Origin of the sequence: Vibrio sp. 10N.222.47.A9, assembly GCF_963872585.1 — a bacterium.
GTDB classification, from domain to species: Bacteria; Pseudomonadota; Gammaproteobacteria; order Enterobacterales; family Vibrionaceae; genus Vibrio; species Vibrio splendidus.
On the sequence record NZ_CAWNBB010000021.1, the window covers coordinates 1 to 18,663 of the forward strand.

22 protein-coding genes and 4 pseudogenes are annotated in these 18,663 nt (G+C 41.9%); 6 read left to right on the plus strand and 20 right to left on the minus strand.

Annotated features, from left to right (window positions below):
* Nucleotides 1-88: 88 nt before the first annotated feature.
* Complete coding sequence (locus AACT19_RS04100) at nucleotides 89-316, minus strand: hypothetical protein (RefSeq protein ID WP_045459997.1); 228 nt, start codon at nucleotides 314-316, stop codon at nucleotides 89-91.
* Between the two features lie 207 nt (nucleotides 317-523).
* Between AACT19_RS04100 and AACT19_RS04105 the strand changes: the two genes are divergently transcribed.
* The gene (locus AACT19_RS04105) at nucleotides 524-1,549 is read left to right on the plus strand and encodes an IS110-like element ISVisp6 family transposase (RefSeq protein ID WP_004730315.1); all 1,026 of its coding nucleotides are present in this window, start codon (nucleotides 524-526) and stop codon (nucleotides 1,547-1,549) included.
* A 398-nt stretch (nucleotides 1,550-1,947) separates the two neighbouring features.
* Here the strand turns inward: AACT19_RS04105 and AACT19_RS04110 are convergent, their stop codons facing one another.
* Nucleotides 1,948-2,463, minus strand: a complete 516-nt coding sequence (locus AACT19_RS04110) for a hypothetical protein (RefSeq protein ID WP_076645416.1) — start codon at nucleotides 2,461-2,463, stop codon at nucleotides 1,948-1,950.
* 231 nt (nucleotides 2,464-2,694) lie between these two features.
* Between AACT19_RS04110 and AACT19_RS04115 the strand changes: the two genes are divergently transcribed.
* Nucleotides 2,695-3,669 (plus strand): integron integrase, encoded by a 975-nt coding sequence (locus tag AACT19_RS04115; RefSeq protein WP_076645418.1) that lies wholly within the window; start codon nucleotides 2,695-2,697, stop codon nucleotides 3,667-3,669.
* A gap of 427 nt (nucleotides 3,670-4,096) precedes the next feature.
* Complete coding sequence (locus AACT19_RS04120) at nucleotides 4,097-5,056, plus strand: nuclease-related domain-containing protein (protein WP_076645420.1); 960 nt, start codon at nucleotides 4,097-4,099, stop codon at nucleotides 5,054-5,056.
* Nucleotides 5,057-5,140: 84 nt separating this feature from the next.
* Here AACT19_RS04120 and AACT19_RS04125 read toward each other — a convergent pair whose 3' ends face one another.
* The 10 genes and pseudogenes from AACT19_RS04125 to AACT19_RS04170 all read right to left on the minus strand — a co-directional run bounded on the left by AACT19_RS04125 (nucleotide 5,141) and on the right by AACT19_RS04170 (nucleotide 11,955).
* Nucleotides 5,141-6,403: an integrase gene (locus tag AACT19_RS04125; protein WP_076645422.1), complete on the minus strand. Its 1,263-nt coding sequence runs from the start codon at nucleotides 6,401-6,403 to the stop codon at nucleotides 5,141-5,143.
* Nucleotides 6,404-6,613, minus strand: a complete 210-nt coding sequence (locus AACT19_RS04130) for a hypothetical protein (protein WP_076645424.1) — start codon at nucleotides 6,611-6,613, stop codon at nucleotides 6,404-6,406. It abuts the gene before it with no gap.
* A gap of 389 nt (nucleotides 6,614-7,002) precedes the next feature.
* A complete protein-coding gene (locus AACT19_RS04135; RefSeq protein WP_076645426.1) occupies nucleotides 7,003-7,338 on the minus strand; it encodes an NUDIX hydrolase in 336 nt (111 codons plus the stop codon).
* Nucleotides 7,339-7,357: 19 nt separating this feature from the next.
* Nucleotides 7,358-8,886, minus strand: a pseudogene (gene tnpC / locus AACT19_RS04140) (IS66 family transposase).
* A 59-nt stretch (nucleotides 8,887-8,945) separates the two neighbouring features.
* Nucleotides 8,946-9,299, minus strand: a complete 354-nt coding sequence (gene tnpB, locus AACT19_RS04145) for an IS66 family insertion sequence element accessory protein TnpB (RefSeq protein WP_076645428.1) — start codon at nucleotides 9,297-9,299, stop codon at nucleotides 8,946-8,948.
* Entirely contained in the window at nucleotides 9,296-9,613 is a 318-nt protein-coding gene (gene tnpA / locus AACT19_RS04150; RefSeq protein ID WP_017037717.1) for an IS66 family insertion sequence element accessory protein TnpA, read from the minus strand. The genes tnpB and tnpA overlap by 4 nt, the downstream gene beginning before the upstream one ends.
* Nucleotides 9,614-9,693: 80 nt before the next feature.
* Nucleotides 9,694-9,771, minus strand: a pseudogene (locus AACT19_RS04155) (NTP pyrophosphohydrolase); the annotation flags it as partial.
* A gap of 31 nt (nucleotides 9,772-9,802) precedes the next feature.
* On the minus strand, nucleotides 9,803-10,312 hold the full coding sequence (locus AACT19_RS04160) for an RDD family protein (RefSeq protein ID WP_076645430.1): 510 nt from the start codon (nucleotides 10,310-10,312) through the stop codon (nucleotides 9,803-9,805).
* Nucleotides 10,313-10,458: 146 nt separating this feature from the next.
* Nucleotides 10,459-11,221: pseudogene (locus tag AACT19_RS04165) on the minus strand (nucleotidyltransferase domain-containing protein).
* 71 nt (nucleotides 11,222-11,292) lie between these two features.
* Entirely contained in the window at nucleotides 11,293-11,955 is a 663-nt protein-coding gene (locus AACT19_RS04170) for a DNA alkylation repair protein (protein WP_076645432.1), read from the minus strand.
* Nucleotides 11,956-12,159: 204 nt separating this feature from the next.
* Between AACT19_RS04170 and AACT19_RS04175 the strand changes: the two genes are divergently transcribed.
* The gene (locus AACT19_RS04175) at nucleotides 12,160-12,681 is read left to right on the plus strand and encodes a type II secretion system protein (protein ID WP_076645434.1); all 522 of its coding nucleotides are present in this window, start codon (nucleotides 12,160-12,162) and stop codon (nucleotides 12,679-12,681) included.
* An 87-nt stretch (nucleotides 12,682-12,768) separates the two neighbouring features.
* Here AACT19_RS04175 and AACT19_RS04180 read toward each other — a convergent pair whose 3' ends face one another.
* From AACT19_RS04180 to AACT19_RS04210, 7 genes are all read right to left on the minus strand, one after another.
* Nucleotides 12,769-13,302 carry a GNAT family N-acetyltransferase gene (locus AACT19_RS04180; protein WP_076645436.1) on the minus strand — a complete coding sequence of 178 codons (534 nt, stop codon included), beginning with the start codon at nucleotides 13,300-13,302 and terminating at the stop codon, nucleotides 12,769-12,771.
* Between the two features lie 2 nt (nucleotides 13,303-13,304).
* Nucleotides 13,305-13,841, minus strand: coding sequence for a GNAT family N-acetyltransferase (locus AACT19_RS04185; protein ID WP_076645438.1), 537 nt, complete (start codon nucleotides 13,839-13,841; stop codon nucleotides 13,305-13,307).
* A gap of 50 nt (nucleotides 13,842-13,891) precedes the next feature.
* Nucleotides 13,892-14,287, minus strand: a complete 396-nt coding sequence (locus AACT19_RS04190) for a DUF3465 domain-containing protein (protein ID WP_017067223.1) — start codon at nucleotides 14,285-14,287, stop codon at nucleotides 13,892-13,894.
* Nucleotides 14,288-14,345: 58 nt separating this feature from the next.
* On the minus strand, nucleotides 14,346-14,597 hold the full coding sequence (locus AACT19_RS04195; protein WP_054546617.1) for a TIGR03643 family protein: 252 nt from the start codon (nucleotides 14,595-14,597) through the stop codon (nucleotides 14,346-14,348).
* Nucleotides 14,598-14,720: 123 nt separating this feature from the next.
* Nucleotides 14,721-15,242, minus strand: a complete 522-nt coding sequence (locus AACT19_RS04200) for a GNAT family N-acetyltransferase (RefSeq protein WP_076645440.1) — start codon at nucleotides 15,240-15,242, stop codon at nucleotides 14,721-14,723.
* A gap of 147 nt (nucleotides 15,243-15,389) precedes the next feature.
* Nucleotides 15,390-16,202 (minus strand): hypothetical protein, encoded by an 813-nt coding sequence (locus AACT19_RS04205; protein ID WP_076645442.1) that lies wholly within the window; start codon nucleotides 16,200-16,202, stop codon nucleotides 15,390-15,392.
* A gap of 236 nt (nucleotides 16,203-16,438) precedes the next feature.
* Nucleotides 16,439-16,789 carry a hypothetical protein gene (locus AACT19_RS04210; protein WP_242658930.1) on the minus strand — a complete coding sequence of 117 codons (351 nt, stop codon included), beginning with the start codon at nucleotides 16,787-16,789 and terminating at the stop codon, nucleotides 16,439-16,441.
* A 602-nt stretch (nucleotides 16,790-17,391) separates the two neighbouring features.
* Between AACT19_RS04210 and AACT19_RS04215 the strand changes: the two genes are divergently transcribed.
* A complete protein-coding gene (locus AACT19_RS04215; protein WP_004734640.1) occupies nucleotides 17,392-17,583 on the plus strand; it encodes a hypothetical protein in 192 nt (63 codons plus the stop codon).
* A 206-nt stretch (nucleotides 17,584-17,789) separates the two neighbouring features.
* Complete coding sequence (locus AACT19_RS04220) at nucleotides 17,790-18,209, plus strand: BLUF domain-containing protein (protein WP_076645444.1); 420 nt, start codon at nucleotides 17,790-17,792, stop codon at nucleotides 18,207-18,209.
* Nucleotides 18,210-18,402: 193 nt separating this feature from the next.
* Here the strand turns inward: AACT19_RS04220 and AACT19_RS04225 are convergent.
* Nucleotides 18,403-18,638 (minus strand): annotated as a pseudogene (locus AACT19_RS04225) (hypothetical protein).
* Nucleotides 18,639-18,663: the final 25 nt, after the last annotated feature.

Here is an 18,663-nt window from a genome sequence, read left to right on the forward strand (position 1 = left end):
AATTACGCAACAAAGCCTAACTTGAGCGAAGCGAAACTACCAAGCGTTGCGAATCACTCTTAAACAGATTGTTATGTTCGTCCTAAAGTTATTTAAGCTTCTTCTTTACTTGCTCAATTACGCCTTCACAACAGCCGTCAACTTCAAAGCTTAATTTACTGAGGCTATTACCCTTTATTTTAACTTTTGGTGCTTTGCCATGCTCTTTGCAGCGAACAGAACCAACTGTTTTCTTAACGTTGTCAACCACACTAGATAAAGCTGCTTTTTCAATAGCGTTATTTATGCCTTTTACATCACAAGAAATGTTAATCACGGAAAGTATCCTTCTACTTACAACATTCGATAACAGGTTAAATTAGATAGCTCAAATAACGCAATCAGTTTGATATGAAGAGTATGGAATTTGCCACCAAATTAGGACTTAGATCAATTTCACACAAGAGAACATAACGAATGACATGGATTCCCCCTCCCGAGGATCTGCCACACTTATGTGGTACTTAAATGCATCGGAGGCACCATGTCTGATTATTCTTATTTCTGCGGTATCGACCTAGCTAAAAACCACTTTAGTCTTCATGCCGTAGACCAAAATGGTAAGGTCATACTTCATAAGTCAGTAACCCGCTCTAAACTACTGACTACAATAGCAAATATGCCACTCATGCGTATAGGCGTTGAAGCGTGTGGTGGTGCACATTATTGGGCAAGAACACTCAATAAACTCGGTCACGACGCCCGTATTATGGCCGTAAAATACGTAATTCCTTATCGAACCAAGGGAAAGAACGACCTTAATGATGCTGTTGCCATATGCGAAGCTGTTCAGCGACCATCCACTCGCTTTGTACCCGTAAAATCCCCCGAGCAACAAGCCATCTTATCGGTACATAGAATGAGAGAGCATTGGGTTCGTGAACGCACCGCGCTTATGAATCGCATGCGTGCCTTACTCTCTGAATTCGGGTTGATCATTCCTGTTGGCCGCTCTTCATTAATGAAACACGTTCCCTTAATGCTTGAAGATGCAGAAAATGAACTGCCACATCTCGCAAGAACGGTGATTGCCGATGCTTATCACCACCTTGGAGAGTTGAATCAACGTATCGCCGATACTGAACAAGTCTTCGACTCTTTTGCTAAGGTCAGCGCTAATGTTCAACGAGTGATGAAAGTTCGAGGTATTGGACCGCAAACCGCTACTGCGATACTTGCTTCGATAGGCAACGGTTCTCAATTTGATAAAAGCCGTGATTTCTCTGCTTGGCTAGGACTCGTACCAAAACAATATTCGACGGGAGGAAAGCCTCGCTTAGGTCGGATAACCAAACACGGCGACAAATACTTACGAACACTATTAGTTCACGGCGCAAGGACCGTGATTGCCAACCTTGGCGACAAGCAAGATAAGTTAAGTCAGTGGTGTCGGGGCGTTCTAGAGCGGAGAGGAATGAACCGAGCGATAGTGGCACTTGCCGCGAAGAACGCACGAATTATATGGTCGCTTTTACACAATCAAACAGAATATGAAAACTATGCTGCTTAAGTAAAAACCTAAGCAGCATAAAGAGTTAAACCCACCGGGTCATTGCAGACGCTAATGATGGAGATAGGTTAAGACCACTTGCGGAGAGCCTGTTAATGCGGCGGACACACTAGATGTCATCTAACGAATAAGGCACCGCAGTCGCGCAAGTCATCAGGGCCACGACGTATGCGAATCGTCGATAAGTAGGCCGAATGTAGAGCGGCAGTCCAAAACCCATCAACATAAGTTTAGCGGATGTTTGACAACCGGGGGAATCCATGTAGCCTTGTTAAGGTGTGAGGCACGCAATACCGGAGCCTCTGTATACCACCTTAACCGCTAAACCTGACGCATGGTAAAAATGCCACGCGTGCCGAATCACTCTTGAACAATTTGTTAGTTGCAATATTCAAAGCTTACTCGTAGCCAATAATAAAAGCAGCTTCAACATTGACGTAATTTTCAGGCTCAAAGAATGTACTTAAGCGTTTTACTACATGTTCAAAAATTTTCTGTCGACTACCATTTCCTGACTCTCTATACACTGGGACAACAAGTAATAAATAGTTCGCTTTTTTACACAAGTGGCATTTCCAGATATCGAGGAGGTCCATGTTATTAGCTGTGGTTTTACCTCGCTCAACCTCCATGATCAAACCTGTATTGCCAATTTCCACATAATAGTCAGGTCTTAACCTTGTAACCGTTTGATCTACGAACAAACCTTTCTTTTCGCTAGTCATGCCGAGTTCAAGACATTTCGGCAAGAAGATATCTTGAATATCATGGCTTTTTGCATTGAATTGATGTGCATTTTTGATCTTATCGGCGATATCTGAGCGCGATAAATATTCAAGTAAATCTGTCGCTATTCGCTTCGCATCACTGAATTCAGCTGACACATTAACCTTTTTCAATTCATAAAATTCCAATATAACTCCTTACAACTAACAGCTATATTAGACAGAAAAATTCTGCACTTAAATACAGAATTATTCTGTCTAGTATCTCAATGACGTAAACGATACCCCGTTTTTATGAAAACTAACAGTAACTTAAGCACTACAGCTCTCTGCCTACATCCCAAAATACAGAATTTTTCTATATAGCATGAATTGATGTGCCAAACTGAAACTCATGTATAGATAGCCAGTTAAAGTTTAATGAAAAAATCACCATTTCTATCGTATATACAAGAATATATGCTTGGACGGCACTATGCCCTTCGTACAAAGGAGGCGTACATTTATTGGATTCACCAATACATTCTTTATCATGATAAAAAGCACCCAAAGGGCTTAACTTCCAGGCATGTGGAGGATTTCCTAACACACCTAGTTGTTAACAAAAAGTCAGCGAGGAAAACGCAAAGTCTAGCTCTCAATGCATTAGTCTTTTTATACAAAGAAATTATTCAAGAACCCATAAAGCTTGATATGCAGTTTCGACGCTCAGATAAATCACGAAAACTGCCAACAGTCATGACTCCAGAAGAGATTGGAAGGCTATTCAATCACTGTTCACCTAACTACAAATTACCTTATCAATTAATGTATGGATCAGGGTTGCGTTTAATGGAGTGTCTACGCTTACGTATACAAGATATCGATTATGCATATAAATCTGTACGTGTATGGCAAGGGAAAGGAGGTAAAAACCGCATAGTGACAATAGCACCAGAGCTTTTCCCCGCTATCAAACAGCAGCAACAGAGATCGGCGAGTTACTATCATCAAGACATGAATGACACAGTTTTCTCTGGTGTATACATACCTGAAGCTCTTGCTAGAAAGTACCCGAGCGCAGAAAGGAGCCTAAATTGGCAATTCCTCTTTCCCTCTAGTCGTTTGTCGCCAGATTTACAAACAGGCGAGCTACGTAGACACCATATTCACCCAACAGCACTTCAAAAACACATTAAGGTAGCAGGCCAAAAAGCCAACATTGAGAAAAACATCTCGTGTCATACTTTAAGGCACTCATTCGCTACGCACCTTCTTCAAAGCGGAGCGGATATCAGAACCGTTCAAGAACAACTTGGGCACACCGATTTGAAGACAACGCAAATCTATACTCACATCATTGATAGAGGCGCCAATGGCGTTGTTAGCCCATTATCAAGAATATTCGTAAAATAACGATAAATGAAATTCGGATTCCGAATTCTGAAATGACTTCATAATCACGAAACAGGGCACTATCACCTGCTCTTAAGGCTGAGGCCTCTAGTCACTCCAAAAGCTCAATAACAATTTATGTGTGTGTTTTTCTCTGCAGCAATGGCTACGTATCACCTCTTATTGTTGCGCCACCATTACCTATTTACAACTTTCATGGCGCTCACAACGCCCTAACACGCACAATAACGGGATGCCTAACAAACACATTATTAAACAGCGAGTTGCAGGTTTCCCACTCTCTACTTCGAGCTTTCGAAAAGAGATATTTCACAATTTTCATCAATAACAGTGTTCGAAAAAGAACATATGTCTCAAAAACATACACACCATCAATATGAACAAGACTGCATGGTAAACTGCATTTATAAAAAAGCAGGAATAAAGAATGATTACTAAGGATAGAGATTCAAAAATCGACAACAGTCTTCAACAGAAAGCTGGCGCAAAAGTAGAGCAAGATGTCGCGTTTTACTTACGCAGAGAGTTTGCAGATGCAAATGACGTTTTCATTATTAATGACCTACGCATACAGTTTAAAAATGAAACTGCTCAGATCGATCACTTAGTCCTTTATAACAAAGGATTTATCATTATTGAGTCGAAATCGATTCGTGGTGAGGTTAAGGTCAACAATCAACTCGAATGGAGTCGAACCGTAAGAGGGAAATGGACAGGAATGCCCTCGCCTATCGAACAAGCTAAGTTACAAACCAAACTATTGAAAGCACTTTTAAATGACAACGCTAAGTCGTTACTAGACCGGATTGCATTTTTACAAGGGTACTTTGGTGGTCGCTGTTGGGATCAACTCTGTGCCGCGTCCAATGACGCTCTAATCGATCGAACTTCTATCCCTAAAGATATATCGAAGAAGCTCATTAAAGCCGAATCTATTGGTAGCTGCGCTAAGAGTCTCATCAAAAAGCACCGCGTAGGTTCAATACTAAATCCGAATCCTACGTTTAATCGTGATGAACTGTACCGCCTAGTTCACTTTCTAAACGAACAACATGTGCCTACGTTCTCTCCGGCCCCCAAAGTACATATCGCAGAATTGAGCGAAACTGAAAAGGTAGACTTGGTTCAGGCCGAAGAAATAATTGAAGAGGCCAAGGTTCCACAAATAAGGCATGGTTTTAATTGTAAGAAGTGTCAAAGCCCGCAGACCGAGCCGAGGTATGGAAAGTATGGGTATTACGTCTACTGCCCACAATGTAAGGTGAATACTGCAATGCGTATTAGTTGCCATTCTTGCCAATCTAATTCAGCTAAAGTCAGTAAGAAAAAGAACACGTACTCAATTGCTTGCTCTTGTGGTGAAGGAACTCAAGTCGTATTTCCTTAATCTAATAATTCGGAATCCGAATTGTGCCGCCATTTAATGCTATTCGGATTCCGAAGTCCTCCAAAACTAAACAACTAACACAAATCATTTCTGGCCACTTTTCGGCATAACCTCAACAGGTGGTACTTGATGCCAAACAATGTCACTTGTGCCTGTATAGATTTTTGTTGTTTTTGCGTTCGCATGCGCCATTCGCTCGGTAGCACTCTGCCCTTGCTGTTCAATCATTCGAGCAGCCAGCCCTCGAATTTCATGATAGGTCGGCCTTAACGATTTCTTTAGGTGACTATAAAGCCCTAAAGAGTCTCGAACCTTACTGAACTCTTTACTTATGTTGTGGTGATTTACTTGGTAAAGATGGTCGGTCTCTTTTGAAATGCCACGTTGCTGCTGTTTAGGTTTACGGTGAACGATATAAGGGCAAATCAATCTCGATGTTTTAGAAAGGTCGACAATGTCTTTAATAGTCTGGGTGACAGGAATGGCCACAGTGGAAGCATCGGACTTTTTCACCTTCTCTCGGTGAACATAAAGCATTCCATAGACAGCATGCCCATCAACATACTCCACCTCTTTGTCAGGGTTCCAAAGAATCCCACAAACGCCTTCACGTGGTTTGTATATCCGATAACGAAGCCTATAGATCTCCCTCACAGCATGAGTCGTCTCAAGAGTTAGGCTCATTGCAACCTTAAGAAACAGTGGCGCTGCATCGTAGATCTTTTGGTAGTTTTCGATATCTAGGTCGTGGCGAGCCTTTGTGTAATCTTCTCTGGTCAATCGACGCTGTTTTTTATTGAGTACAAAATTACTCTCTATAGCGCTTTCATCGGCAAGGTAGGAAAATACCTTTTTGAGATTACTGATCTTATTGTTGAGCTGACGATTACTTAACTCTGAATAGTATTTCGAAAGAAACTCATTGATGTGCTGTAACTTGATCGATTTGGTTGGCAACCGCCCCATGAACTCATCAAGGCGGTAGCAGTCCCTCTCCAAATTTCGATAAACGTCTTTGGAAAGCCGTTCTTCTTTCTTCACACGAGACAACACTAATGGAAGCCAACCTTTTAAAGGCCGATTGAATTTATCCTTGCGACCTTTAGAGACAGCTTTGCGAAATGGGGTCATCTCAGAAAGGGAAAATGCGCTTCCTAGTTCAGGACGATATTGCAAGTTATAAACATGCGCAGCTTGTATCGCTTCTTGCTCTACAGTTCCGATAGGAAATAGCTTCTTCACACCATCTACGGTCGTAAACCGAAATCGAGATTGACCCCTATGGCTCATTTTCACCAAGAATGGAGGGTAATGAGCCGTTTCTTTGCTTCTAGCTCTACCAACCATTTATGACTCCAAGAATCTTAGAAGTTCACTCACCCTGTCTGCAGGGTTCCCTACCTCGTCGTCAACACAAACTAAATATCGGCCCGTTGGCGTTCTAGTGCCCTCAAGCTTGCCGTGTTTAATCCAGTTTATGATGGTGGTATTGCATATCCCTGAGTCAGGGTAAAACTCATCAATAAATTGTCTAGGTCTGATTTTACGTGTCGCCATGTCGTTCTCCTTACCTTTCTCACTACATGAAAATTAAGATTTTTCATCTACTGGTAGAAAAACTATGCACGATTTTTTCAGTGACATTCTATTTGCGCAGCAATTAACGAAAAGGATTCCCAAAACGTAAAATGATTCAACGAATCGATTTCAAGCCCACTTTAGGGTGGACTAATACATTAGTGCCAAGTTGCTAATCCATTGATTTTATTTAACTATTTCACTGGCCTTTTTAACCGTTTTTTAGGCCAATTAGAGCTTAACCACCAGCTCTAAATACATGAAATGCATATAAATCAATATCATACAGCTAAGATTACTACCAACATCGGGGGTTTCACAGTTTTTGAGCTCTCAAAAACGTCGTAAAGTCTCTTAACACCACATACCTAAAGATACATCCCTATTCGCTCTACTTCTTTTAAAGCAATACCATCAGCTGCTATACCAACATGAGCTGAACCTAGTGAATACCACGCAACATCATCAGCCTCTTGAGCTGTGATATCTCCTTTCCACTGGGTCACAACAAAGTAGTGAATCAACTGGATCTCTGTTGTTGGATGGTAAAGCGAGCACAAGTATTCGTAATGAATAGGAACTACATTAAGCTCTTCATCAAGTTCACGAAACAGCGCCTGAACCTGATTCTCACCGTGCTCAATATGACCACCAGGTATGGTGATTAGGCCAGGATCGGTCTCCTTAGACTGTATCCGCCCCATGAACCCACGGGGCGACTTGTCAGTGTTTGAAGTTCCAAGGCAGGAGTGCGTCGATATCAGGCTCAGCTTTCGCCAGCTCTTTCATGCACTTGACCATGTAGTCGTAGAGGATAAGACTGTTGGCTTTCGCGGTCTCGATGATGCTGTAAAGCATCGCGCTCGCATCAGCACCGTTTGGTGTGTTAGAGAACAGCCAGTTCTTCCTGCCAATGACCAGTGGTTTAATTGCGCGTTCAGCGCGATTATTATCAATAGATAAGTGACCATCGTCGATATAACGAATAAGCTTTGACCACTGCCCAAGCGTATATTTTATCGCTTTGCCTAGTGGGCTAGAGCCAATCACCTTCTGGGTCGTCATCCATTGGTAAAGCTCATCCAGTATCGGCTTGGCAAGCGCTTGACGCTCTGCTTTTCGCTCTTGGGCAGGCGCACCTTTTAAGCGTGATTCTATCCCGTAGAGTTTTTGGATTTTAGCCAGCGCCTTATCAGCCTTGCCTGATTTACCTTTCCCTTGAAGCTTCTTCGCATCCATGAACTTGCGACGAGCATGCGTTAAGCACCCTACATTGGTGACGTGATGCAGACCATCATAAGCCGCGTAGCCATCGGTTTGTAGATAACCGTTGTAGTCACCTAAAAAGTCCACGGGACACGCCCTCGCGCGACTGTTTTGATAGTCGTACAAGGCAATATTTTTCACATTCGGCAGTGCCGATTCGGGTGAGTCAGCGCCTGAGCAGTAGAGCCACATATAACACTTCTTCTCTTCTTTGAGCACATTGAGCGGCGTTTCATCCGCCTGAACCACCACTTGTTGAAGCAGGTTATCCTTCAAGGCCGCATACAGCGGGGCGAACTTCTCACTGACTTGGATAACCCACCTTGCCATGGTGGTGCGTGATAGCTCGATACCCGACTGGGTAAACAGCGATTCTTGGCGATAAAGTGGCATCGCGTATTGGTATTTGCCAAGAATGATGTTGGTCAGCAAGCTTTCTGTGGCGAAGCTTTTAGGGATGAGACTCTGAGGGGATGGCTTTTGAACGATACGGCTGCTGTCACCTTTTTCTCGCACTGGCGGCAAGCGTACTTAGGACGAACATATTCCAACACTTTGAGTACCGCTGGCGTGAACTCTAGCTTCTCGCTGCGGTCTTCACCGATTTTATGCAGGCTATGATTGCAGCAAGCGCACTGCTTTTCATGGTCGTCTACATCAAGTTCGATAACCTCACGAGGCAAGGTCTTAGGCAGAGGTTTACGTTTACCGCGCTTTTTCGTTGTGGTCGTGGTTGTCACCTCAACCTCGTCTTCTTTAACGGCTTCACACTCCGCTTCGTTGAAGAGGTCACCTTGTGATTCATCGTAAGGCTTTAATACCTCCGAGCGTTTCGCGAACTGACGGTCGAAGGCGAGTTTGAGTTGTTCAAGCAGCGATTGGCGCTCTTGTTTCCACTCATTTTTCTCCGACATCAGAGCAGCTACCATCGCTTGTAGCTCGGCAACATCTTGGCTTTCTGGGTTGATATTTGGCGTCTTTTTCATAGCATTGATTATACTAAAATCGTGCCGTTAACGCTTGGAGAATAAGGCTTTATTATCGATTAACTCATTGTAAAATCGTTTATTTTGATGGGTTCGTGGCCGATAATTGTGAAGCCTGAAAGCAGTCTATCAAGCTCAAATTGAGTGAGGGTAAACACCTGATTTTTCTCTTTTGAAGGCCACTTATACTTGGCTTTTTCAAGGCGTTTATACCAGAGGGCGAAGCCTGTTTTATCCCAGTACAACACTTTAATCTTATCGCGCTGTTTATTGGTAAACAGGAACAGCGCACCGCTGCCAAGAGGCAAGTCAGTATCATTTTCGATAATCGCTGTAAGGCCGTTGATGGACTTTCTAAAATCGACGCTTTCACGATAAAGGTAAATGTCTGGAGCGCTGAGCATACCTTTCATGACAACGCTCCAATGAGTTCAGCAAGATAGGTGGCTGGCGTGCCTTGAGGAATGCTCAGCTCCACATCATTGATGAGAAGTGTCATGTTCGCCGTAGCTATCTGGGCCTGATACTTGGTTGTCTTTTCAACGATTTCGGCTCTAACAAATCCGACAGATTCCGATTGGTTTGCTGTTTGGAGTTGACGCCGTTTGGCGAAGAACGTGGATAAACTCAGTCCATGCTCTTCACAAAAAGCGCGTTGGGTAACACTGCTACTTTCATATTGTTCAAACAGTGATTGCCATTCTAGGTTGGTGCGTCGTTTTGCCATTTCAACTCTCCTTTGGGTTGGAGAGATGATCTTATTCTTCGTGCTGAAAGATTAGAATGCGGTGTTCATGACACGCTTACCTTAGACTCGCTTCGCTTCTCCAGCAATACTTGTGATTCGTTGAGCAAGATAAAAGAAACACACTCGTGTACATCCATTGGGGGTTTCCTTAGGCCATAGTTTATATATTTAGACTTTCTTTACGACAACAGAACCCGCAATGAAGTCGTGAATCGCTCTGCGTTTGTGATTAAACAACATAGAGATGAACTCTAAAAGAACCCAACCTATCATTGCGTAACCAACAAAAATAAAGACTCGGCCTTGCTCTAAGCTTTCCCAGGTTTGTCCGTAGAACGACAGTTGTGCATAAGCATAGAGACTAAAAGGTATAAGCATGATTGGGACAATATCTCTCATACAAGACTGTTTGAGGGTTAGGTTTCTGCTTTCAGATACATCGACCACTTTTACTCTCGTGACCATCTTACCAATCGTTTGTCCATATTTGGCATGCATACCAACGTAGTAAGTAATCCCTATTAGTGAATTCACAATTCCCCAAGCAAAAACACCACCTGAACTAATCACTCCAGAAAGCACGTAATCATCTATCCATTCCAATGGCAAAAATACGATTGAATCTATCCAGATAGCAAAGAAGCGTCTCCAAAAATTTGAATACTTATTGGCGTACATTCTTGTTCCTCAAGCACTTATCGATAACGAAAGAGAGAAACTACAACACATCAGTTTTTAAAACATTAAACTGACTATAATTTATAAAACAAATGCGAAGTGGTATGCATATACCACCATTCCCCCAAATTGACTAGCCGATTCACCTACTCTCGAATCAGCTTTTTGCTCAGCCTTTCATACAATTCAAAAGCTTCTGTTTTAGATATCAAGTTTCCAAGAGCATATTGATGAGCTAGCTCAATATCGTCGCTTTGATTGGAGTAGTAACGCTTGGCGACTGCAGCGCACTGGCTCAGATTGGTGTACCAACTGCCGTCTTGCTCAGCCACAAAGTAATACGTCGCTCGCACTAACTTTTTGCCAATTACCTTAACGACATCCGCATCAGTCATTGTTTTGAAATTCGGGGTCATTTGCTTAAGAAAAGTCGATAAATAGCCATTAAGAGCTTGGGCTATTTCATTACTGAGCTTATATCGTGGAAACTTTGTAGATAAATCATTCCCCCAAATACAACAGCAACAATGCTTAAGCCAAAACTGCCAATGGAATTCTTCGTTGGGCTGCAGAACCTCTGAGACAGACCCTGGATCAATATCAAGCTTAGTCACTTGAGTGATAGGTTTGGGGTATGGTGTCGGAAAGTAGGTTAAATACTTCCTTTTCTCTCTGACCAATAGGCGTAGCGAGTACGATCGAAACATCCAAATCAGAGCGACCAACAATGGCCGTTCCTCTTGGAACACTACCGTACAAGTAGATGCCATCTATTTGGTCTGGGAGTTCTTTTAACAACGAATCAATGACTACTGTCACCACCTCTTGAAATTCAGGCGCAATGTTCTTTGGCGAATAAAGATTTTGAATAAATCCGTCTTCATCGAGCCCTCTAGTTTGTTCTTGCACCTTGGGTTCCTATTTTAATCGTTATAATTAATCACACCGGATTCTGATGATGATTTGAGGAGTGCCAGTGGTTAAAGTAACATTAACTCTCGCTTAGTTTTATCGTCCAACTTTTCAATCGCGTAGCGAAAAGCAACTCTTGGTATTGCGGCATGCTTAGCGTTTAAATAACCAATAACCTGTTGAGGTTCCTTTTTACTGAGGACTTTAAGCATCCAACCATATCCTTTCTGCACGAGGTCATGTCCATCTTCTAGCAATAGGTCTGCTACACAAAGCGGAGCCAACGCTAAGTATCGATTCTGATTGATCGGATAAATTAAGATGACAGCAGCAGCTCTACGTACAGCAAAATTTGAATGCTCGACCCATTTGGTTGTGAGTTCGAACAACTCATTGTATTGAGACAGTAACTCACCAAACGCATGAGTGCAGAAGTCATCACAATCATTCCAGTCAGTGACATACTCCATTAACCAATGCTCAAAGATTGGAAACGTTTCTTTCGAATATTGTTTTCTTACTCTAAAAGCCCAGTCGTAAGCAATAACACCTAACGCCCAATCCCTTTCTTCAAGCAATTGAGTACACAGGGACAAAACATTAGAGATATCTTTATTTTTGATGGTTTTAAAAACGAGCGCCGATATAGATCGAACCAGCCCTGTTTTAACACTAGCCTCTGGATAACCAACGTCTGAAAGATGAAGCTTTACCGTTTCAACGATATTCATTAATTGCCAAACCTTCATAGAACTAAAATTAATATCAAAGTGAGATACACAGCACTTAAACCATACGCATTGAATTTATAAAATATAAGTTACCTTAATCAGAACATTCATTATTGAGCATTTAAATTACCACTAAAACAAGGATATTCCCTTTGGTAAGAGTAACTTATAATGCATACTAGCGGCCTTAAAAAGAGGTGCTAAATGAAAAAGAACGGTTTTACACTTATTGAGCTTGTTGTCGTTATTGTGATCCTTGGAATACTCGCCGTAACTGCTGCTCCAAGGTTCCTCAACGTAAGTACTGATTCTCATATTGCAGTTGTGAAAGGCACTGGCGCTTCTTTTAAAACAGGTGTCGATTTTGCCTATTCAAAAAATTTAACCTCAAACGGTGGCGGTGCATCTACGAATGTACCTATCTATGATGAATCTGCAACAGGTCAGCTCGATTTCAATGAATGGGGATATCCAGCCCAGCAATGGTACGCAGAAGAAGACTTTCCAAGACTGGACAATACCGAAGATTGCATTTCGGTGTGGGGCGCTCTACTTCTTGATCCCCCTAGTGTTTCTAGCTTTAATTCGCCTACAGATACAGACTACATCGCTGAATATATACAGACGGATCAGTGTATCTATCATTATCGAGTCGTAACGGGAATTTCCATTGACTACAACTCAATGAATGGTGACGTCACTGTAGACGATGAGCCAGATAACTAAGCGCTAAATGTTGGTCTTTCAGAGTACTTGGGAATTTACGGTTTCTCTCAATAAAAGTGCCACACATTAAGAATCAACAGCACACATTTAAGACTGGCTTATTTTGGCGTAAACGAGCGTGCTGTCCATATCTCCTGATGGCAAACGTCGATCATTGGCTAAGCGATCTTCAAGTTGATAGCCACATCGTTTGGCCACGGCCTGACTTTTAAGATTCGAGCCTGCCATCCTAATTTCGACTCTTTTCGCACCTTTTTGAGTGAATGCATATTCTTCGATAATTCGGACAGCTTCACTCACGTAACCCAAGCCCGTTTTTGATGTTCGCAACCAATAGCCGATTTCAAAGTAAGGGACAGTATCGTCTCTTATCATAAAACCAATAGCCCCGATAAATACCCCTGTTTGCTTTTCAATAATATTGAACCAGAACTCGCCAGTAAAGTTGGCGAAATTATTGGTAGCATCTTGAATGTTAAGTCCTAGCTGCTCTTTAGTTAGAGAATCAGAAACCCAAGGTAAGAATGGGGAAAACTCGGCCTTGCACTCATTTATCACCTCAAACATCTCTTTGCTGTATTTTAATGATGGAGGGGTTAATTTTAGCCTTTCACTTTCCATCACTAAGCCTTTTTCCAATCAGAACGTAGAACTGCCAGCACAACTGTATCCCACCACTTTCCTTTAAAAAATCGGTGTTGATTGAAATACGCTTCTTGCCTCATTCCGAGCACCTTACACAATTTAATCGCAGCCAAGTTCTTGCTGATGGTTTCCGCGTAAATACGGTGTATGCCTAACTCTGAGAAACCGAAACTAGCTAGGGCTGTTGCAGCCTCTAAACTTAGCCCTGCTCCCTGAGCTTCCCTCGAGAAAGCACAGCCCATCGAAGCTTGTCGATTACCCTCAAGGCGCAAACAAACGGTTCCAATAAACTTCCCCGAGTCTTTGCTTTCAACCGCTAATTGAAAAGACTGGCGCGGAACTTCCAAAGCCTGCGCAACAAACAACTGAGTTAGCTCTCGATATTTGTTAGGTTCGCAATCACTTTCATCATAGAAACGCTGATACTTAGCGTCTTGAGACATCGCAACAAAGGCACACTCGTCTTCGAGACTCATATCTCGAAGAATCAACCTGTCAGTTTCCAGCTTAAACATCAAAATTCCTTTTTATTTTATAGCCATGAAGGGAAAAGTCTCGGAGGTGTTTACTCGTATACTTTCCCGTTATGCTTCAACCAACCATGAGTGTGATGATTACGAGGGTCTTTGTGCGTCCAGTGCATTACGCCACCTTTCTTGTTCCATTCATATTCACCATAAAATTCAACTCGATCGCCCTTTGCCAGTCCCTGAACACGAGGCGCTAAGTCAATATTATGTGCGACTAACAAGGTTTGTCCGCTATCGAGTCGCAAAATGAATTTCTGATGTCGAGAGCCTTTATTATCATCAGGAAGTACTCGATACACCGTACCCGATCCGCGCACCTGAACGTCGCTTTGGTGATTTTCGTAAGCTTGCTTAAGTCGCGTATCATTCGCTTGAACATGACTGATGCCGAAGCTAAGCAGCACCAAAAGTAGAGCGCAAAATTGTTTCATTCCTTTCATTTCCCATATCTGTGTGTTGATTTGGGATACTGGTTGGGCATCCCCTCATTTAACGGTGCTTGTACTGAGTTGGACAATAACCTCTCGAAACGCCCGAACTGCGCAGTTTTACGTGCTTGGTCGAGCGCCCAGAAACACGTGAGCGCCACAGCTTAAAACTACCAAGCTTGAGATGGCTACGCATAAAACGAATCACTTGCGATTCATTTAAACCAAATTGGTGCTCTATTGCCTCAAATGGCGTTCGGTCTTCCCACGCCATTTCGATAATTCTTGATTCATTCTCTTTAGATAGCATCATGCATACTCTTCCTTTATAAACTGGAAGAAATACGCCCGTCTTAGATTTAAAGATCACAAGTGACCACTTTGAACTACACGACTTATAAAGTTCAATAAAACAACAAGCTAACTCAAATTATGGCTATTTGCTTTCCAGCCACTCAGAACGCAATAGACCATACTTAATCGAGTCATAATACTCTCCTTGGTAATAACGCACTTTTCTTAGCCTAGCTTCTTGCTGGAAGCCTAATTTGAGGGCTAGTGACATCATCCGCGGATTACCCGACCAAGTGGTTAAACCGACACGCTCTATCTGCTTGTTTTCGAATAGGTAAGATACCCAAAGAGGAAGAGCTAACGCAGCAATACCCTTCCCCCAATAGTCGGAGTTATAAATGACTACTCCGACTTCAAGCCAACGTGTCTCTTCACACTCCCAATAACAACTGACGGTTCCTACAGGCACATCGTCTACAACCACCAACTGTAAGTCGGATCCATTGAGTAACCGTTGAAACGAACGGCTTTCAAATTCGTCTAATGACGGGTGGGAATATGGGAAATAAGGGCCGTTAAACTTCGTCCACTCATCGTTTGAGATAACCAAGGCATAAATGGCTGCCAATTCGCTTGGCATGGCGGGCCTAATACTTACTTGCATTTTCTCTCCTTAGTTTGGTGCTTAAGTTTGGTTCTTGGTCTAACTTCTAGAGGGATTAATCTCGACCACAACAGCTAGTAATCTCATAATAACCATTAATAATAAAAGTAACTAAATCGGATGACTACCAATCTAGCAGCGAGGCAATCATGGGGTTAAATAAGCTTGTGCGAACTCTCTAAGCACTCTCGCATTATTGTGGTATTTGCTATCCCCGCACTTTATGCCATCCACTCTGATGTCCGGGCTGGAATATGTAGGTATAACATCTCGCTCATAAGACATCACTGTCCCTCTGTCAGCACAAATTGCACCGAAGGAATATTGAGGAGCTCTTGGATACGTTCCAGAAATGTAACTTTCGATACTATCAAAATCTTTCAATAACGTTTTATAGTCATGATTAGCACCACTTAAATGGCCAATTTCATGCTCCATTAAGTAATCAGGGCAGTTTATCGCTAAAGAAAAAAAGTAGGATACCGAAGATGACATACCACAATAATCAGACTCAAAGCTAAAATTATAATTAGAAAATACTATCTCAGTAAAAATGGGGACGCCGTCTTCTGTTGTTTCTGGAATCGGTTCTTCCATCGATAATTTTAATAACCTCTCTGCTGCTCCCAAATCTTGAAACCAAAGGCTGTCAATTTCAGACGTATAAATCACCTTGGTGACTTTTCGCGTCATAGGAATGCAGGAGTTTTTCAACACCAGATTCGAATAGCTTTCCCATGTCGCTATTTTAGAGGCAACAAATGCTTTGGAATATTCGGCTAATACAGATTCATCAACATAAAGATGGATCTCTGTATTCAAAACCTCACTCTTCGCACAAGTAGGAAACTCGATGCTTTGAGCATTGGAGAGTCGACTATTGCTCAACACTATAATCAAAACACAACCAACTAACTGGATGAGCCTTTTAAAAGAACTCTCACTGACTCGTGTATTCATTTCCACCCTCTCCCTATATTCAAAACCACAAAGAGCATCACAAATGCCGTGACTTAAGATTCATATCAATCCCCATTACACATATAAGCATTGGCCTCTCAAAGTAACCTGCACTATCTGTGTTTTTCAGAAAACAAAAAGCTCGCCATGCAATGACGAGCTTTATTGACTATGGGAGCTTAACGGTTATAAGACCCTGGCATTAACAAGGCCCAAATTCGAAGAAATCTAAAGTATTAAGACACCTGATCGCGCAAAGCCAATTCAACGTTTTTCAACACTTTGAACTCTTCGCGAGTACAACCGCGTGCCACGGAAACCCAATGGTCGCCAGTTTCATCGGCTCCTTTAAACTCTGCACGCAACTCATATCTTCGCCATGTAACAAACGCCAAGATAAAGGTCAGTGCAAGCATCGGTAAACCGAACTGAGGAACAAATGCCCAAGTCGCAGCCGAGAGGACTAAAGCCAACGAAACGATATTGATTGCGTTTTCTTTAAGACCCAATTGACGAATTTCTAACTGTTTGATTTTACGTAAGCTGTACACATCTTTCTTAACTCGGAGTTCGTTAGAGCTCACCAGAAAATCTGATGCTTTTTATGACCTACGAAGTCGCACTAAATTCGCTAACCTGTTGCGTGTTTGATTCTTTTTCATCGCCTTTCTCCATGTTATTAAAGGTTAGTAAAAACTAATATAATCATGAAGTTAATGAACGATCGCTTATTTTATAAATCAAACTAATATTAAAATCAAGCTTATGCAATTAATAACACTTATAACAACACCGTCTTACATGCTAAATTTCGATAGAAAGAAGGCTTATTAAGGAATCTACTCATCATAAATCGGTGTACTTTAGTTAAGTTAGATATAGGCCGATAGTGATTCCGATAATCGACCGAACATACTAAACGGCGGGCATGGTTCACTCTGCTTTGTAACTACTTATTTCAAAGAAATTTTTGCAATGAATCTCACGCTCTAGGAATGCTGAACCACGGTCACATAACGCTCCATCTTCCATAACCAGAACAACCACCCTCCCTCTTGATCATTGATTTTTTGAATACCAAAATCATTCAATTGAACATATCAACATAGCTTATCGATTAAGCAATTGATCTCATAACAAAGAGACTGTACGCTTACATTATGCACACGGTTACCTAATGGAGATCACGATGAATGAACTACTGACATGCGCTATGGAACAGAAACAACGAACAACAGTGACGAGTTTATTCGCAAGAAATGGATTCAAGATTGCGGCTACTGACTTTGATGATGTGACTTTCGAACGAGAGAGTGTGTTGGTCAATGTTCGTTTCGATGCGTCTTCAAACGTTGAATCGATTTCAATTCTAAACAACTAACGAGCTCACAAGCAGGTCGCTAAAATAATTGAATGGCCAACATTCGAGTCATTTTAGCGTATCTTGCAACCTGCCCTTTTCTACTTCATCCCCATCCTCTTCTCTTCCAAAAGCCACCGAGTGACAATTAAATCAATAACTCGCAATTCCATGAGCTTGGCTTATATTTATTAATACCCTTTGGACAAAAATTCGAAATGATGCCTATGTTCCTAACTCGGTTAATTTATGTCAGTACGCTTTCCGAATGTTGTGATTCCAAAGCATTGGAGGAGATACTCGCTATCTCGCGAGATCATAATCGGCAGAGCCATTTAACGGGGCTTCTCAGCCATAATCAAAAGTACTTTCTTCAATGTATTGAAGGGTCTAGAGAGGCCGTTAACCACACGTACAATCATATTCTTAACGACGAGAGACACAATCACGTCGCAATACTTTATTTTAAAGAGATTGATAGCAGAGAATTTGGAGACTGGTCGATGGGAGACATTCCGCAGTCCAATTTAACCGATCTGTTGAACTTACAGTTTTCAACGTCAGACCAATTTAACCCATATGAAATGTCTGGCGAAAGTGCTTACCGAATGCTTTTAGAATTGAAACAGAATTTGCCATCCGAGTGACAAAACTCAACTTGGAACGATTACTATAGAAGAACCTGCGACCAAATAAGGTTTTGTCATTTTGAGTTTAATAAAAGGTTAGATGTGCATCTCACCTTTATTTTAGGACAAGAATTTAAACATAAAAGTCCGAGTTGAGCATTTTCAATGTGCTCAACTCGGACCCTTAAACAATTAAGTTCTACGCTCTTAATTAATCTCGACGACCAGTCAACTCAATCGCTTGATCTTTTGTATCAATTTGGAATTTCAAACCACCAGAAGATGCTTCATTGCGACTTTGTAATACAGGTTCTGATTCAACACGCTCTACATTAGTCTTATTTGGCGCAGTTAGGTTCATGTCGATTGTACCTGTATAATTGCCGTCTGCCGCCAACGCAGTATTCATGGAAAAAGCCATAAGCCTAGTGCGATTAACTTGTTCATACGTCACCTCTGTATTTCATCATTC

Excerpts from the sequence above, each read along its gene's own strand:
- AACT19_RS04105 (WP_004730315.1), top strand. The coding sequence starts at position 524 with ATGTCTGATTATTCTTATTTCTGCGGTATCGACCTAGCTAAAAACCAC.
- AACT19_RS04115 (WP_076645418.1), top strand. The coding sequence starts at position 2,695 with ATGAAAAAATCACCATTTCTATCGTATATACAAGAATATATGCTTGGA.
- AACT19_RS04120 (WP_076645420.1), top strand. The coding sequence starts at position 4,097 with ATGATTACTAAGGATAGAGATTCAAAAATCGACAACAGTCTTCAACAG.
- AACT19_RS04125 (WP_076645422.1), bottom strand. The coding sequence starts at position 6,403 with ATGGTTGGTAGAGCTAGAAGCAAAGAAACGGCTCATTACCCTCCATTC.
- AACT19_RS04130 (WP_076645424.1), bottom strand. The coding sequence starts at position 6,613 with ATGGCGACACGTAAAATCAGACCTAGACAATTTATTGATGAGTTTTAC.
- AACT19_RS04135 (WP_076645426.1), bottom strand. The coding sequence starts at position 7,338 with ATGGGGCGGATACAGTCTAAGGAGACCGATCCTGGCCTAATCACCATA.
- tnpB (WP_076645428.1), bottom strand. The coding sequence starts at position 9,299 with ATGAAAGGTATGCTCAGCGCTCCAGACATTTACCTTTATCGTGAAAGC.
- tnpA (WP_017037717.1), bottom strand. The coding sequence starts at position 9,613 with ATGGCAAAACGACGCACCAACCTAGAATGGCAATCACTGTTTGAACAA.
- AACT19_RS04160 (WP_076645430.1), bottom strand. The coding sequence starts at position 10,312 with ATGTACGCCAATAAGTATTCAAATTTTTGGAGACGCTTCTTTGCTATC.
- AACT19_RS04170 (WP_076645432.1), bottom strand. The coding sequence starts at position 11,955 with ATGAATATCGTTGAAACGGTAAAGCTTCATCTTTCAGACGTTGGTTAT.
- AACT19_RS04175 (WP_076645434.1), top strand. The coding sequence starts at position 12,160 with ATGAAAAAGAACGGTTTTACACTTATTGAGCTTGTTGTCGTTATTGTG.
- AACT19_RS04180 (WP_076645436.1), bottom strand. The coding sequence starts at position 13,302 with ATGGAAAGTGAAAGGCTAAAATTAACCCCTCCATCATTAAAATACAGC.
- AACT19_RS04185 (WP_076645438.1), bottom strand. The coding sequence starts at position 13,841 with ATGTTTAAGCTGGAAACTGACAGGTTGATTCTTCGAGATATGAGTCTC.
- AACT19_RS04190 (WP_017067223.1), bottom strand. The coding sequence starts at position 14,287 with ATGAAACAATTTTGCGCTCTACTTTTGGTGCTGCTTAGCTTCGGCATC.
- AACT19_RS04195 (WP_054546617.1), bottom strand. The coding sequence starts at position 14,597 with ATGATGCTATCTAAAGAGAATGAATCAAGAATTATCGAAATGGCGTGG.
- AACT19_RS04200 (WP_076645440.1), bottom strand. The coding sequence starts at position 15,242 with ATGCAAGTAAGTATTAGGCCCGCCATGCCAAGCGAATTGGCAGCCATT.
- AACT19_RS04205 (WP_076645442.1), bottom strand. The coding sequence starts at position 16,202 with ATGAATACACGAGTCAGTGAGAGTTCTTTTAAAAGGCTCATCCAGTTA.
- AACT19_RS04215 (WP_004734640.1), top strand. The coding sequence starts at position 17,392 with ATGAATGAACTACTGACATGCGCTATGGAACAGAAACAACGAACAACA.
- AACT19_RS04220 (WP_076645444.1), top strand. The coding sequence starts at position 17,790 with ATGTTCCTAACTCGGTTAATTTATGTCAGTACGCTTTCCGAATGTTGT.